Raw genomic sequence first — 13,071 nt, 5'->3', positions numbered from 1 at the left:
GGGACCTGGACGTCCTGGCCAGGCAGGGCGTGGTGGCCAAGGTGCACGGCGGGGCCGTGCCGGTCGTCGAGGCGAGCACGCACGAGCCGGGCTTCGAGGCGAAGTCGGTTCTGGAGCCGAGCGCCAAGGACGAGATCGCCCGCGCCGCGGCGGCGCTCGTGGCGCCCGGTTCGGCCGTCGCGCTGTCGGGCGGGACGACGACGTACGCCCTGGCGCGTCATCTGGTCGACGTGCCCGAACTGACGGTGGTGACCAACTCGGTCCGGGTCGCCGACGTGTTCCACGAGGCGCGTCCGGCGGGGAGCGGCGGCGAGGCCCGGAGCGGGGCGCCGACGGTCGTCCTGACCGGTGGCGTGCGGACGCCGTCGGACGCGCTGGTCGGTCCGGTGGCGGACCGGGCGATCCGGTCCCTCCACTTCGACCTGCTGTTCCTGGGCGCGCACGGTCTCTCCGCGGAGGCCGGGCTCTCCACGCCCAACCTGGCCGAGGCGGAGACGAACCGGTGTCTGATGCGCTCGGCCCGCCGGGTGGTGGTGGTCGCCGATCACACCAAGTGGGGGACGGTGGGTCTGAGTTCCTTCGCGGGTCTGGACGAGGTCGACACCTGGGTCACCGACCGGGGGCTGGGCGCGGACCTCCGGGCGGAGGTCCTGGAGCACGTACCGGGACTGGTCGTGGCGGGCGAGGAGCAGGCGTGACCCCCTTCCGGGTCGGGCGGGCCGTGCCCCTGCCGCCGGAGGAGGTCTGGCGCCGGCTGACGGACTGGCCGGCGCACGGCCGCCGGGTGCCGCTGACCCGGACGCGCGTGCTGACGCCCGGCGCGAACCAGGTGGGGACGCGTTTCACCGCCCGGACGGGGATCGGGCGGCTGGCCTTCGACGACCCGATGGAGGTGACCCGCTGGGAGCCGCCCTCCGGCGGACGGCCGGGGGTGTGTCGGCTGGAGAAGTCCGGCCGGGTGGTGCGCGGTTGGGCGCTCATCGAGGTCGCGGGGCTGCCGGGTGGCGGTTGCCGGGTGCGGTGGACGGAGGAGCTGTCCGTGCGCGGTGTGCCCCGGTTCCTCGACCCGGTGTCCGCGGCGGCGGGACGGCTGCTGTTCGGCAGGGCGCTGGACGGGCTGCTGCGGGGCTGAGTCCGGGGCGCCGACGCCGGATGACGCCGTGCCGGGACCGCGTACGCCTCGGGCCGGGTGGCCCCGGAGGGGCGCCGTGTCCCCGTACAGGACGCCGGCGGTCCTCCGTACCCGGCTCGGTATGGGCGTGGGGGGCAGCTCCACCTCACCTGTGCCGGCCCGGGCCGTCCTTGGCCCTGGCCGGACGGCGGTGCCTGGCGCGGGCCCACTCGATCGGGGCCGACACTTCGTCCGGGCCCGCGCGAGGCCCGCGGAGCGTACGGCGGCACAGTTTGCCGCCCCATCACCTGGGCGCCGACCACCCCGGGAACCGGGCCATGGCCGGGCGGTACGCCTCGATCGCGCGCCGAAGCCCTCTTCGGCCGGCCGTGCCGGGGCTGCGCAAGTTCCTCGAAAAGGGGTCAGTCCAGGAGCGCGGTCGCCTCGACCTCGACGAGGATGTCCGGCTCGAAGAGGTACTCGACGCCGATGAGGGAGGCGGGGGGCATGGGAAGCCGGAGGCCGATCTCCTCGGCGACGGCCTCGACGCCGGCCATGAAATCGCCGATCCTCTCCGGGGACCACCGGGTCACGTAGAAGGTCAGGCGCAGCACGTCCGTGAACGACGCGCCCGCGCCCGCCAGTCCGAGGGCGGTGTTGCGCAGCGCCTGGGCGACCTGTCCGGCCAGATCACCGGGCGCGACGGGGGTCCCGTCGGCCTGGCGCGCGACCTGTCCGCTGACGTGGACGTGCTTCGTCCCGGTGCCCACGGCGACGTGGTGGTAGGGGACCGGCTGCAGCATGCCTTCCGGCGTGAAGTGCTGAACAGTCATGCGGTTGCTCTCCTCCGGAGTAGGTATCGATAAGCTACTTAGTAGGAGAAAGACACTTCAACGAGACCAGGTTTCACCATGGATACCGCCGGCGAGTTCCGGATCGACGCCCCCCACCGAGAACTGCTCGACCAGATCCTCGACAAGTGGTCGCTCAGCGTCCTCAACGAACTCTGTGAACGGCCGTGTCGCTTCAACGAACTTCGCCGGGCCATCCCCCACGTCACGCAGAAGTCGCTGACGGCGACACTGCGGCGCCTCGAACGCAACGGCGTGATCGACCGCGAGATCGTCTCCACCCGCCCCGTGGCGGTCCGCTACCGGATCACCCCGCTCGGCAAAACCCTGCGCCATCCCATCGACGTACTGCTGGCGTGGGCGTCGCAGAACATGCCCGCCATCGAACGCGCACGAGAAAAATTCGAGACGGGGGAAGAAGGAGAGACCGGCTCCTGACCCTTCCCGAGACCACCCTGGCCGACCTCAAAGACGTCCTGCGGGACGCAGACGACGAAACGGAGTCAGCGGCCGTCTCCTGACCGCCGGCTCCGGCGCCGGGGCCGGCTTCGTCCGCGTCGGCCCCACCCGCTCGGGTCATGGCTGCTGCGGCGTCGCGCCCGCCCTTTCGTGAGGCGCGCGGACCTGGCCGCCTCGACGGCGGGCAGGTCGGCGGCGGCACTCACGGAGCGTGTGCTGCCGGTGGCTCCCCCGGGCCGCCCCACTCTCGCCCGTCGTCGCGGCCGAGCGGTGCGGCCGTTCACCACAGGGCGGCCCGGACGCGGGATCGGGGCCGCCACGAGGAGCTGCCCCGGCGTCGCATTGTCCCGGGTCAGGCCGAGCGGACAGCGTCCAGTGCAACGCGCCACGGGTACTCCGCCGGATTCCCCTCACCGGGGCGGTGCGGCACGAACCCGCCCGGGCCGTACAGCACGTGCGCCCCGGCGCCCCGAAGGGTGCCGATCGACCGCTCGAACTGCGGATGCTGAGCCAAGGCCGCGCTCACGCACGGCACGGCCGCCGTCGGGATCCCCTTCCCGACGGCCTCCGCCAGGACCCCGACGACCCACTTGTTCGTGATCCCAAGAGCCCACTGGTTGACCGTGTTGAAGGTGGCCGGGGCGAGGAGGATCGCGTCCGCCTGCGGCCAGACGTCGGGCAGGCCGGGCATGAGGTAGTCCCAGCGCACGGGGTGCCCGGTCAGGGCGGCGAGCCCGTCGAGGGAGTCGGAAAGCCAGCGGGCCGCGGTGGGTGTGAGACCGAGACAGACGTCCCAGCCGTCCGCCTGCGCGTCCTCGATGACCGTCGCGATGTCGAAGACGGGCGGGGCTGCCGAGCTGAACAGGTACAGGGTCCGGGTGCTCATGTCTCCCGACACTACGCAACGGCCGCCCATCCGGGCGGAGTCGGGGGCGGAGGCGAGTTCCGTTCCAGGCGCCGAACTCCCGGATGTTCCGCGGCACCCCCGTTCCCGGCCCGGCACCTTCCCCACCGGCCGGCGGACTGCCATGGCGGCGTGACTACGTCAGGTCCGGTCGGGACCCATGTCCTGGCGTACCAGCTCTCGGCGCAACGGGTGCGGGGTGGTCTTCGGTCCGCATGGCCTCCCGGGCGGGACCCGCGCGGGATCCCGCCGGCCGAACTCGACACTCGACACTTCCGCGAGCTGCACGGAGAGCGCATGCGGGACCGGTGCGTGGACGTACTCCCCCGCGCGCCGGAAGGACCCGGGGCGCGGACGGGTCAGGGCCGGGGACCTCCGGGACTCACGTCGGCCAGGCTCCCGTCGCGAGGAAGGTCTCGATCGCGGCGGCGTACGGGGTGATGTCGAGCCCCTGCTCGGCCAGCCAGGCGTCCGAGTAGTACTTGTCGAGGTAGCGGTCGCCGGGGTCGCAGATCAGGGTCACGACGCTGCCGGTGCGGCCCTGCGCCACCATCTCGGCCACGATCTTGAACGCGCTCCACAGCCCCGTGCCGGTGGAGCCGCCCGCCTTGCGGCCGATGGCGCCCTCCAGGGCGCGGACGGCGGCGACGCTGGCCGCGTCGGGCACCTTCATCATCCGGTCGATGGCCCCGGGCACGAAGCTGGGCTCCATGCGCGGCCGGCCGATGCCCTCGATGCGCGAGCCCCGGTCGGCGGTGGCGTGCGGGTCGCCCTGCGTCCAGCCGTCGAAGAAGCAGGAGTTCTCCGGGTCGGCGACACAGATGCGGGTGTCGTGCTGCATGTAGTGGACGTAGCGCGCGATGGTCGCCGAGGTGCCGCCGGTCCCGGCGGTGGCGACGATCCAGGCCGGCTCCGGGTACCGCTCGAGGCGCAGCTGCTGGTACATGGACTCGGCGATGTTGTTGTTGCCGCGCCAGTCGGTGGCGCGCTCGGCGTACGTGAACTGGTCCATGTAGTGGCCGCCGGTGCGCTCGGCGAGCGCCGCGGCCTCCTCGTACATCGTGCGCGAGTCGTCGACGAAGTGGCAGCTGCCGCCGTGGAACTCGATCAGGCGGCACTTCTCGGAGCTGGTGGTGCGGGGCATGACCGCGATGAAGGGGACGCCGACGAGCTTGGCGAAGTACGCCTCCGAGACGGCGGTGGAGCCGCTGGAGGCCTCGATGACGGGCCGGTCGGGCCGGATCCAGCCGTTGCAGAGCCCGTACAGGAACAGCGAGCGGGCGAGGCGGTGCTTGAGGCTGCCGGTGGGGTGGGTGGACTCGTCCTTGAGGTAGAGGTCGATGCCCCACCGCTCGGGGAGCGGGAAACGCAGGAGGTGGGTGTCGGCGGAGCGGTTGGCGTCGGCCTGGACCTTGCGGACGGCCTCCTTCAGCCAGGTCCGGTACGCCGGGTCGCTGCGGTCGACGTCGATGGTGGCCGTCGCCGTGCAGGTGTCGGTGGCCGCGGCGCCGGCGGCCGTCGCCGGCGCGGCCATCGGTGGCGCAGGGGTCGCGCTGTTCCGTGTGGTGTTCATCCGTCCCACTCCTCATGTGCTGCACCGGGGGTCTCCCGACGCCGACGATACCCCTCTCACCTGGGCAAACGTTGCCTTTGGGGCTCCATAGGGATCACTTGTGGGCGGGGTACTGGTGCGGTCGCGAAGGGCCCGGCACACTGGTACCCGCAACCGGGTGAAAGGGGCGGATCGGCATGGCGAAGCCCGAGTTCAGCGCGAGGGGCGTACGGATCGCGCGGTGGCCGCGCTCGCTGACGCGTGCGGGGGAGGTACGGATCGAGGACGGGCGGCTCGCGCTGCTGACGAGTTACGGCAGCGAGATCGACAGCGCCCCGGTCACGAAGGTGCGGGCCGGGCGCCCGTGGTTCGCGACGTCGGACGAGGCCGTGGCGACCGTGAACGGCACGCGCTACCGGCTCACGATGGACCGGGCGGCGACGGACGGCGGCGACGCGGAGGAGACGGAGCGGTCCGGCCGCTTCCTGGCGGCGCTCAGGCGGGCGGCGGGCCGGAAGTCCTGAGGCCCGGCGGTACGGGTGGTCGGGAGGACCGGCCCGACGTGCCGGTCCGGTGCCGCCCCGCGGCGACCGCGTGGGCGCGGGCCCGCATACCTCTCGCGCGTCCCCTGGGGCAGGAGTGACGGTGGTGCCGTCCGGGGCTGCGGCCTGCCGCTCGTGGCCGCGAGTTGCGGCGGGGTGACGGGTGGTTCACGCTGGAACCACCTCACCGAGGGTTCACCGGCGGTGACAGAGCGTTCCGGTCACCGCCTGCTGTACGCATGACAGATCCGAATCTTCGTCTTCTTACGACAACTTCGGGGAGTCGCCGCCGTGATCAGCGAGCCGAGCAGGTACTACGCGGTGGAGCTTCACGCCCTGCCGTCGCGGATCGGACAGATCCGCCGCATCGTCTCCGCCCATCTCCGCCATTGGCATCTCGACGCCCTGGTGGAACAGGCCGCGCTCGGCGTGACCGAGCTGCTGTCCAACGTCCACCGGCACGCGGAGCCCGACAAACGCTGCACCGTCGAGCTGCAACTGCTGCTCGACCGCCTCACCGTCTCGGTCCGGGACAACGACCCCCGGATCCCGGAGCCGATCGGCTTCGCGACCGGGGCCACCGCGGGTGCCGGACTTCCTCCCACCACCACCGGACGCTTCGCCGGACTCGACGGTTCCGAGGGGCTGGCCACCTCCGGCCGGGGCCTCGCCATCGTCGGAGCCGTCAGTGAGAGCTGGGGCGTCCGCCCGTGCGGCACCGACGGCAAGGTCGTGTGGTTCACCCTCACGGCCCCCGCCGCCCCGACGCCGTCCCGTGTCACCGCCGAGGCCGTCCAGGGCTGCGCCGGCCCTCTCGCCGAGAGCCCCTTCGTCTCGTACGGCCGCTTCCCCGACGTGCCTCTGAGCACCCCGGCGGCACCCCTCAGCAGCCCCCCGGACCCGGCCCGCACGCCGGCGGCGGTCCGCTGACGGACGCCTCGGGGACCCTCACCCGGCCCGCCCGGTCCCGCCGCGCCGGGGCCGGGCGGCCCGGTTCCGTGGCGCGATGCCGCGACGCCCCCTTGCCCGGTACGGCCGCCGTGCCCGCGGCCGGACGGCCGCCATGGTGCGGCCTGTGCTCGACGTCCCGGACGGCGTCCGCCCGGACGCCCGACGGCCGGCACGGCTGTCCTCTCCCCCGGCGTGACGGGGGCTCAGGCGGTGGCGACGAGGGTGAGGTAGGCGATGCCGAGGATGTCCCGGTAGCCGTTGAGCCAGCTGGAGCGCTGCCGGTCGACCCGCTCGCGGGTCTCGGCGGCGAGGGGATGGCCGGGGTTCGCCGCCAGCCACAGTTCCGTGTCGGAGCGGTAGCCGGACTCGAACTCCTCCCACTCGTCCCGGCTCGCCCGCTCGATCCACACGGGCCGGAAGCCGGCCGCGATCGTCAGGTCCACGAGCGCGCCGAGGGAGAGGTGGTCACCGGCCCGGCGCCCGGGCCACATGGCGGCCAGCTCGGTCCCGGTGGGGGTGCGTTCCCAGAATCCCTCCCCGAGGACGACCCGCCCGCCGGGGCGGACGAGCCGCCGCAGTTCGCGCAGGGCCGCGGCGGGGTCGTGCGGCTGCCCGGGGTCGCAGAGCGCCTGGCTGGACCCGAGGCAGAGGACGGCGTCGACGGGGCCGCGGTCGGTGCCGAGGGCGGACTCCTCGACGAAGGTGACGCGGTCGGCGAGTCCGCGCTCGCGGGCCAGGGCCCGGCCCCGGGCGAGGTCCTCCGCCTCGATGTCGATCCCCGTGCCCCGGGCGCCGGGGGCGGCGTCGAGGACGCGGAGCAGCAACTCCCCCCAGCCGCAGCCGATGTCGAGGACGTCGGCGGGTGCGGCGGCGGCGATCCGGCCGACGAGCCGGGCGGCCCGCGCCTCGGAGAGCGGGCCGTGGAAGGTGAGGCCGCCGAGGCGGGGAGGAAGGCTGGAGTCGGTCATGATCCGGAACGCTAGCCGGTGACCGGGCTGCCGCGCGCGGGGTTTCCCGGGAGCGGTGGCGGGCGGGAGAGGAATCGGGACACGGGTCCCGGCAGACGGGGACGGTCGGGAACGGGGTTCCCCGGGGGGCGGGTCCCGGCAGGCGGGGGCGGTCAGCAGCGGGTTCCCGGGACCGGGACGGTCTGGAACGGGGTTCCCCAAGGCGCGGCTTCCCCGAGGCGCGGGTCCCCGGGAGCGGGGAGGGCCGGGGCGCCGTAGCCTGGCGGGATGTACTCCACCCGCGTCTCCCGCCGCGTGGCGGCCCCGCCGTCGGCCGTCTACCGGGCACTCCTGAACCCGGCGGCGGTCGCCCGCTGGCGGGTGCCGTACGGGATGACCGCCGAGGTGCACGTCTTCGAGGCCCGCGAGGGAGGCGCCTTCCGGGTCTCGCTGACCTACGGCGCGGACACACCGGACGGCGCCGGCAAGTCGGACGCGCGCACGGACACGTACCACGGCCGCTTCGTCGAACTGGTCCCCGACGAACGGGTCGTGGAGGCGGTCGAGTTCGAGACCGACGACCCCTCCCTCACCGGCACGATGACCCTGACGACCCTCCTCGTCCCCCTCCCGGGCGGAACCGAGGTCCGCGTGCTCCACGAGAACGTCCCCGACGCGATTCCCGCCGCCGACAACGAGACCGGCCTGCGCATGGCACTGGACCGTCTCGCCGCGCTGGTCGAGAACGGGAGCGGCACCCCGCCGGCCACCTCCTGAGTGCGGCGGCGGCCGGCCGTCGGCGACATCCGGGGCCCGTGGTGGGACACTTCCGCCATGACGACGAGACGACGGACTCAGGCGGAACGGGACGCGATCACGGTCGAGATCGGCTACGCGCTCTTCAGCGCGGGCGTCCTCGCCGTTCTCGTCCTCGCCGCGATCGCCGGCCCGGCGGCGGTCTGGGAACTGCCGGGAGCCGTCGAGAACTCCCTGGTCGTCGCGGGGGCGGCGATCGGCGGCGTGCTGGGGGTGCTCCGCGTCGTCCACGTCCTGTGGCACCACGGGAAGCACCGGGAGAGGCTGCCCGCGGACGGCGCGGACAGCCGTCCGGGGCACGACGCGACGGGTGGGGAGGCGACGTCGTGATCGCCGGTCCCTCCGCCCCGCGCCCCGGTGCCGGGGGCGGCCCGCCGTCGCGCGGGGGAGGCCCCGCGGTCAGACGGGCGGCATCAGATCGCTCTCGCTGAGCGTGTAGGTCTGCGGCGGCCAGATGAAGTCCGTCTCCTCGTTCTCGCGCCGCCGCAGTCGGTAGAACTCGCGCCTCCGCTCGTCGTCGGCCGGCGCGAGAGGCGCGCCGCCGGGGAGGTACGCGTGTCCGTCCCGGAAGCCGACGAGGGTCCTCGACGTGCGGAACGTGACTCCGAGCCACCGGTTCTCCGCCGCCCGGCGGGCGGGGTCCAGGACGATTCTGTGTCTGAGCCGCCTGTTCGTGCCGACGGAGAAGGCGACGACACCGTGGTGGTCGAGGGGGATCTCGAAGGTCTCTCCCCCGGGCTCCTTCGCCTCGAAGACCAGTTTCCTCGGCGGGTTCGCTTCGGGACGTTCGTAACAGGAGAAGACGGCGATGTACGAGTCGCCGGCCAGATCGAGGGCCTGGTCCGAGTGGCTGCCCATGGTCGTGTACGCGTTCGTGTACGTCTCGACGAGCGCGTTGTTGAAGCCGACGGGGATCGCCGCGCGTTCCCGGATCCGCCGCGCCAGCCGTTCGTGCACGTCACGGAACCGCTGAGCCGGGCTGCCGTAGCGCGTGGTGGTGCGGACGAGCGGCACACCGCCCGTCTCGTCCGGCTTGACGAGTACGGCGCCTCGCCGGCCCTTTCCCACGTCCTCCCAGCGGACCGACGCGGACAGTTCGGGAAAGAGGTTCTCCTCGGCGGGCAGGGCGCACGAGAAGACGCCGTCCCGGGCGCTAGACGAGGGGGGCAAGGTAGTCTCCCGTGTTCATGCTGAAGCGGAACGCGTCGCCGTAGTCGATGAAGGACGAGCTCCTGTTCTCCTCGGCGTACAGCCGGCGCAGCTCGTTCATGCCGTCGGGGGTGGGCGGTCCGAGCCTCACCGTGCCTCCGGCCGTTTCGAGGAACGTCCGGCCGTCCCTGTGCACGGCTTCGGTCTTCGAACAGCGCACGACGTATCCGAGGCGGGTCGGGAGCTTGTCGGCGTCGAGGGCCGAGGGCCGGATCTCGTGCGTGTACAGACGGTTGGTGGACAGCGGCATGAGGAACACGGAGCCGGGGTGGAGCGTCAGCGTGAACTGCGGGGGCAGCGCGCGCCCGTCGCGCCGCGCGGCCGGCTCCTTGAGGCGGAAGTGGAGACGGGTGAGGGCGCTGATCCCCTTCACCCCGAGGTCGAAGGGGTCTTCCGCCAGGGGGCTCACCTTGTCGAGCCCGTCGTAGAAGGTGCAGAAGGCCATGATGCCGTTGGCCGGCATGTCCTTGGTCTTGTCGGCGTGGGCCGAGATCCTGGCCTTGGACTGCTTGCGCTCCGCCGTGGCCCGGACGTTGGGGTAGATCTGCGCCAGGACGTGATTCAGCGGTGCCTGGCCCCGGAAGACGGTGGCGGCCTCGCGGTTCAGAGCCTCGACGATCCGCGTGTCGGTCGGGCGGAAGTTCTCGGTGGGCCCCGAGAGATTCGTGGAGCACCGGAGCAGACGGAAACGCAGCGCGTCGCCGTCGCGCGTGACGGGCGTCAGATAGATGCCGCTGCGGCGGGCCGTTCCGGGTTTGGTGGACTCCGTGAGGGACTGGAAGGCGTGCTCGGCACGGATCCGTCCGAAGTGGTCGTCGCCAGGTGCGAAGAAGCGGCGGTAGTACACGCCCACTCCGTGGACACGGAGGGGAACGCGGCCCGGGCCGACAGAGGTCCAGGGCCCGCCGGCCTCCTCGTCGTCACCGTGTGACGGCTCCCGTACGGCGAACACCCGGTCGGCCTCGGTGAGCCGGCGGCTGTCGACCGCGGATGCGTCCCCCCGGACGTAGACGGTCTTCCCCGCGAGGTCGGGCACGCCGGAGGCCAGCTCCTCCGGTGTGACGGTGGCTCCGAGGAAGTCCCCGACCAGGTCGGGGTCCCGCAGCGGCGCGGGCGCGACCAAGAGGGTGTTCGTCCCGTCGACGCGGGCTTCCGGCGGTTGTGCGGTGCGCATGAAACGGCCCCCCGTTCACGGATCTTGCTGGTGGTCCCACCGTGGACACGGCAACGGCCCGCACTTCTCCGCGCGTCGCGAAGCGCGGGCGAAAGGAGCCGGACCGGTGAACCGTGATCCTCTCACGGCCCCGGCGAACGGGCCCAGGTGTATTGATCACGAGCGTTGTTGACGCTCGTGATCAATACACCTAGGGGGTGGCCGGTTCGCGCCCGAGGGCGCTGAGGGGGTCGTCGAGGACGGGCTGCCAGGCCAGTTCGGCCGCGCCGACGAGGCTGTTGTGGTCGAGGGTGCACGGCAGGATCGGGACTCCCCCGCTGCGGCCCCACAGGCTGCGGTCGGCGACGACGGCGCGCAGCCGTTCGGGGTCGGCGTGCAGGAGTTCACGGTGCAGGCCGCCGAGGATGATCCGGTCCGGGTTGAGGATGTTCACCAGACCGGCCAGGCCGAGGCCGAGCCGGTCGATCAGTTCCTCGGTGGCGGCCCGTACGCCCGGATCGTCGGGGCTCGTACGCAGCAGGTCGCGCGCCTGCTGGAGCAGGGACACCTCGGGGCCGGGGTCCCGCCCGGCGACGGTGAGGAAGGCCAGCGGGTCGGTCTCGACGTCGAGACAGCCGCGGCTGCCGCAGTGACAGGGGCGCCCTTCCGGATTGACGGTGAGGTGTCCGACCTCCAGGGCGAGACCCGCGCTGCCGGTGTGGAGGCGGCCGTCGAGGACGAGCGCGCCACCGACGCCGCGGTGGCCGGTGGCCACGCAGAGCAGGTCGCGGGCGCCCCGGCCGGCGCCGTGGCGGTGCTCGGCGAGCGCGGCGAGATTCACGTCGTTGCCCGTGAAGGCGGGGCCCTCGATGCCGGCGGCCCGTACCCGCTCGGCGAAGATCTCCCGGACGGGCGCCCCGGCCGGCCAGGCGAGGTGGAGGGGGTTGAGCGCGGTGCCCTCGGGTTCCGCGACGGCGGACGGAGCGGCGAGGCCCGCGCCCACGCAGCGGCGTCCGGTCTCGCGCAGCAGCGCCGCGCCCGCGTCGACGACCGCCCCGAGCACCTGGGCGGGGTCGGCGGAGACGGTGACACAGCCGGGTGCGGTGGCCACGATGGTGCCGCCGAGGCCGACGAGCGCGGCGCGGAAGCCGTCGGCGTGCACCTGGGCGGCGAGGGCGACGGGCCCCTTCTCGTCGACGGCGAGCCGGTGCGAGGGGCGGCCCTGCGAGCCGGCGGCGGCGCCGGGGTTGGAGTCGACCCGGATCAGACCGAGCGCCTCCAGCTCGGCGGCGACGGCCCCGGCGGTGGCCCGCGTCACCCCGAGTTCGGCGGTCAGAACGGCCCGGGTCGGCGCCCGGCCGGTGTGCACCAGTTCCAACGCGGGCCCGAGGGCGCTGCGCCCCCGGTCCAGCCGCGTGCGGGTCGTCGTCGCCTTGCCGTTCATGGGGGCGAGTCTCCCATGATCGGAGGCCCTCGCGGTCCGGGGGCGGGTGGGGCGGCGGCGGGGCGGGGCCCGGTGCCGACGCCTCGGCCCGTGGACCCCGCGCCCCGGCCCTCCTCGTCCCGCCGGTTGAAAGCGGCACCCCGAGACCCCTATCCTGAGTTTGTGCCGCTACTAAACAAAGTACGGACGGCCGCCTCGGGGGGCTTCGGCGGAGACACCGCCGCCCGCTCCCTGTCCCGCCTCCGCCTCGCCCTGACCCTGTTCTTCGCCCTCGACGGTTTCCTCTTCGCCGGCTGGGTCGTCCGGATTCCCGCCGTCAAGCAGCAGACGGGCGCGACGGCCGGCGACCTCGGCCTCGCGCTGCTCGGCGTGTCCGCCGGCGCCGTGATCACCATGACGCTGACCGGGCGGCTCTGCCGCCGTCACGGCAGCCACGCCGTCACCGTGGCGACCGCCGTCCTGCTGTCGCTCTCCGTCGCGCTGCCCGCCCTCACACGGTCGCCGCTCGCGCTCGGTCTCGTCCTGCTCGTCTTCGGCGCCGCCTACGGCGGCATCAACGTCGCGATGAACAGCGCCGCCGTCGACCTGGTGGCCGCCCTGCGGCGGCCGGTGATGCCCAGCTTCCACGCCGCCTTCAGCCTCGGCGGCATGGTCGGGGCCGGGATCGGCGGTCTTCTGGCCGGCAGCCTCTCCCCCACCGTCCACCTGCTCGGGCTCACGGTCGCGGGGCTCCTCCTGACGGCCGCCGCCGGGCCCGTACTGCTGCGCCACCCCTGCCCCGCCCCTCCGGAAGCCCGGCCGTCCCGGCCGGACGCGTCGGCCGCCACGCCGTCGCCCGCGGCCCGTCGGACCGTGCTGGTGTTCGGGGTGATCGCGCTGTGCACCGCGTACGGAGAAGGGGCGCTCGCCGACTGGGGGGCGCTGCACCTCGCGCAGGACCTGCACGCCCACCCGGGCGTGGCCGCCGCCGGGTACTCCGTCTTCGCCCTGACGATGACCGCCGGGCGGCTGTCCGGCACGCTGCTCCTGGAACGGTTCGGCCAGACCCGCACCCTGGTCGCGGGCGGGATCACCGCCTCCGCCGGCATGCTCCTCGGCGCGCTCGCGCCGACCGTGTGGGCCGCACTGCTCG

Annotated in this window: 15 protein-coding genes; 8 read left to right on the top strand and 7 right to left on the bottom strand. The window is 73.6% G+C overall.

All coding sequences use genetic code 11. The features are described from left to right. The coding region (locus RIF68_RS11090; protein WP_309051006.1) for a DeoR/GlpR family DNA-binding transcription regulator at window positions 1-698 on the top strand (698 nt) is incomplete at its 5' end. Continuing rightward, window positions 695-1,132 carry an SRPBCC family protein gene (locus tag RIF68_RS11085; RefSeq protein ID WP_309051005.1) on the top strand — a complete coding sequence of 146 codons (438 nt, stop codon included), beginning with the start codon at window positions 695-697 and terminating at the stop codon, window positions 1,130-1,132. The genes RIF68_RS11090 and RIF68_RS11085, both read left to right, overlap by 4 nt. Window positions 1,133-1,533: 401 nt before the next feature. On the opposite strand, the gene RIF68_RS11080 is transcribed toward RIF68_RS11085, so the two are convergent. After that, window positions 1,534-1,944: a RidA family protein gene (locus RIF68_RS11080; RefSeq protein ID WP_309051004.1), complete on the bottom strand. Its 411-nt coding sequence runs from the start codon at window positions 1,942-1,944 to the stop codon at window positions 1,534-1,536. 78 nt (window positions 1,945-2,022) lie between these two features. On the opposite strand from RIF68_RS11080, the gene RIF68_RS11075 reads away from it, so the two are divergent. Further along, the gene (locus tag RIF68_RS11075) at window positions 2,023-2,400 is read left to right on the top strand and encodes a helix-turn-helix domain-containing protein (protein WP_309051003.1); all 378 of its coding nucleotides are present in this window, start codon (window positions 2,023-2,025) and stop codon (window positions 2,398-2,400) included. A 373-nt stretch (window positions 2,401-2,773) separates the two neighbouring features. Here the strand turns inward: RIF68_RS11075 and RIF68_RS11070 are convergent, their stop codons facing one another. Further along, window positions 2,774-3,307, bottom strand: coding sequence for a flavoprotein (locus RIF68_RS11070; RefSeq protein ID WP_309051002.1), 534 nt, complete (start codon window positions 3,305-3,307; stop codon window positions 2,774-2,776). A gap of 400 nt (window positions 3,308-3,707) precedes the next feature. Beyond that, a complete protein-coding gene (locus RIF68_RS11065; RefSeq protein WP_309051007.1) occupies window positions 3,708-4,859 on the bottom strand; it encodes a PLP-dependent cysteine synthase family protein in 1,152 nt (383 codons plus the stop codon). 215 nt (window positions 4,860-5,074) lie between these two features. Between RIF68_RS11065 and RIF68_RS11060 the strand changes: the two genes are divergently transcribed. Together RIF68_RS11060 and RIF68_RS11055 are read left to right on the top strand one after the other, a co-directional pair. Next, window positions 5,075-5,401, top strand: a complete 327-nt coding sequence (locus RIF68_RS11060) for a hypothetical protein (RefSeq protein WP_309051001.1) — start codon at window positions 5,075-5,077, stop codon at window positions 5,399-5,401. A gap of 309 nt (window positions 5,402-5,710) precedes the next feature. Beyond that, the gene (locus tag RIF68_RS11055; protein WP_309051000.1) at window positions 5,711-6,349 is read left to right on the top strand and encodes an ATP-binding protein; all 639 of its coding nucleotides are present in this window, start codon (window positions 5,711-5,713) and stop codon (window positions 6,347-6,349) included. A 224-nt stretch (window positions 6,350-6,573) separates the two neighbouring features. On the opposite strand, the gene RIF68_RS11050 is transcribed toward RIF68_RS11055, so the two are convergent. Further along, complete coding sequence (locus RIF68_RS11050; RefSeq protein WP_309050999.1) at window positions 6,574-7,338, bottom strand: class I SAM-dependent methyltransferase; 765 nt, start codon at window positions 7,336-7,338, stop codon at window positions 6,574-6,576. 267 nt (window positions 7,339-7,605) lie between these two features. On the opposite strand from RIF68_RS11050, the gene RIF68_RS11045 reads away from it, so the two are divergent. After that, complete coding sequence (locus RIF68_RS11045) at window positions 7,606-8,094, top strand: SRPBCC domain-containing protein (protein ID WP_309050998.1); 489 nt, start codon at window positions 7,606-7,608, stop codon at window positions 8,092-8,094. Window positions 8,095-8,151: 57 nt separating this feature from the next. Next, window positions 8,152-8,463 (top strand): DUF6332 family protein, encoded by a 312-nt coding sequence (locus tag RIF68_RS11040; protein ID WP_309050997.1) that lies wholly within the window; start codon window positions 8,152-8,154, stop codon window positions 8,461-8,463. A gap of 69 nt (window positions 8,464-8,532) precedes the next feature. Here RIF68_RS11040 and RIF68_RS11035 read toward each other — a convergent pair whose 3' ends face one another. The 3 genes from RIF68_RS11035 to RIF68_RS11025 all read right to left on the bottom strand — a co-directional run bounded on the left by RIF68_RS11035 (window position 8,533) and on the right by RIF68_RS11025 (window position 11,939). Continuing rightward, window positions 8,533-9,303, bottom strand: a complete 771-nt coding sequence (locus tag RIF68_RS11035; RefSeq protein WP_309050996.1) for a hypothetical protein — start codon at window positions 9,301-9,303, stop codon at window positions 8,533-8,535. Then, window positions 9,287-10,516, bottom strand: a complete 1,230-nt coding sequence (locus tag RIF68_RS11030) for a hypothetical protein (protein ID WP_309050995.1) — start codon at window positions 10,514-10,516, stop codon at window positions 9,287-9,289. Before RIF68_RS11030 ends, RIF68_RS11035 begins: the two co-directional genes overlap by 17 nt. Window positions 10,517-10,706: 190 nt before the next feature. Further along, on the bottom strand, window positions 10,707-11,939 hold the full coding sequence (locus RIF68_RS11025; RefSeq protein ID WP_309050994.1) for an ROK family protein: 1,233 nt from the start codon (window positions 11,937-11,939) through the stop codon (window positions 10,707-10,709). Between the two features lie 162 nt (window positions 11,940-12,101). On the opposite strand from RIF68_RS11025, the gene RIF68_RS11020 reads away from it, so the two are divergent. Further along, on the top strand, window positions 12,102-13,071 hold a 970-nt coding region (locus RIF68_RS11020), incomplete at its 3' end, for an MFS transporter (RefSeq protein ID WP_309050993.1).

Source organism: Streptomyces sp., from assembly GCF_031178505.1.
Lineage (GTDB): Bacteria > Actinomycetota > Actinomycetes > Streptomycetales > Streptomycetaceae > Streptomyces > Streptomyces gulbargensis.
This window is presented reverse-complemented; position numbering and strand designations above follow the sequence as displayed.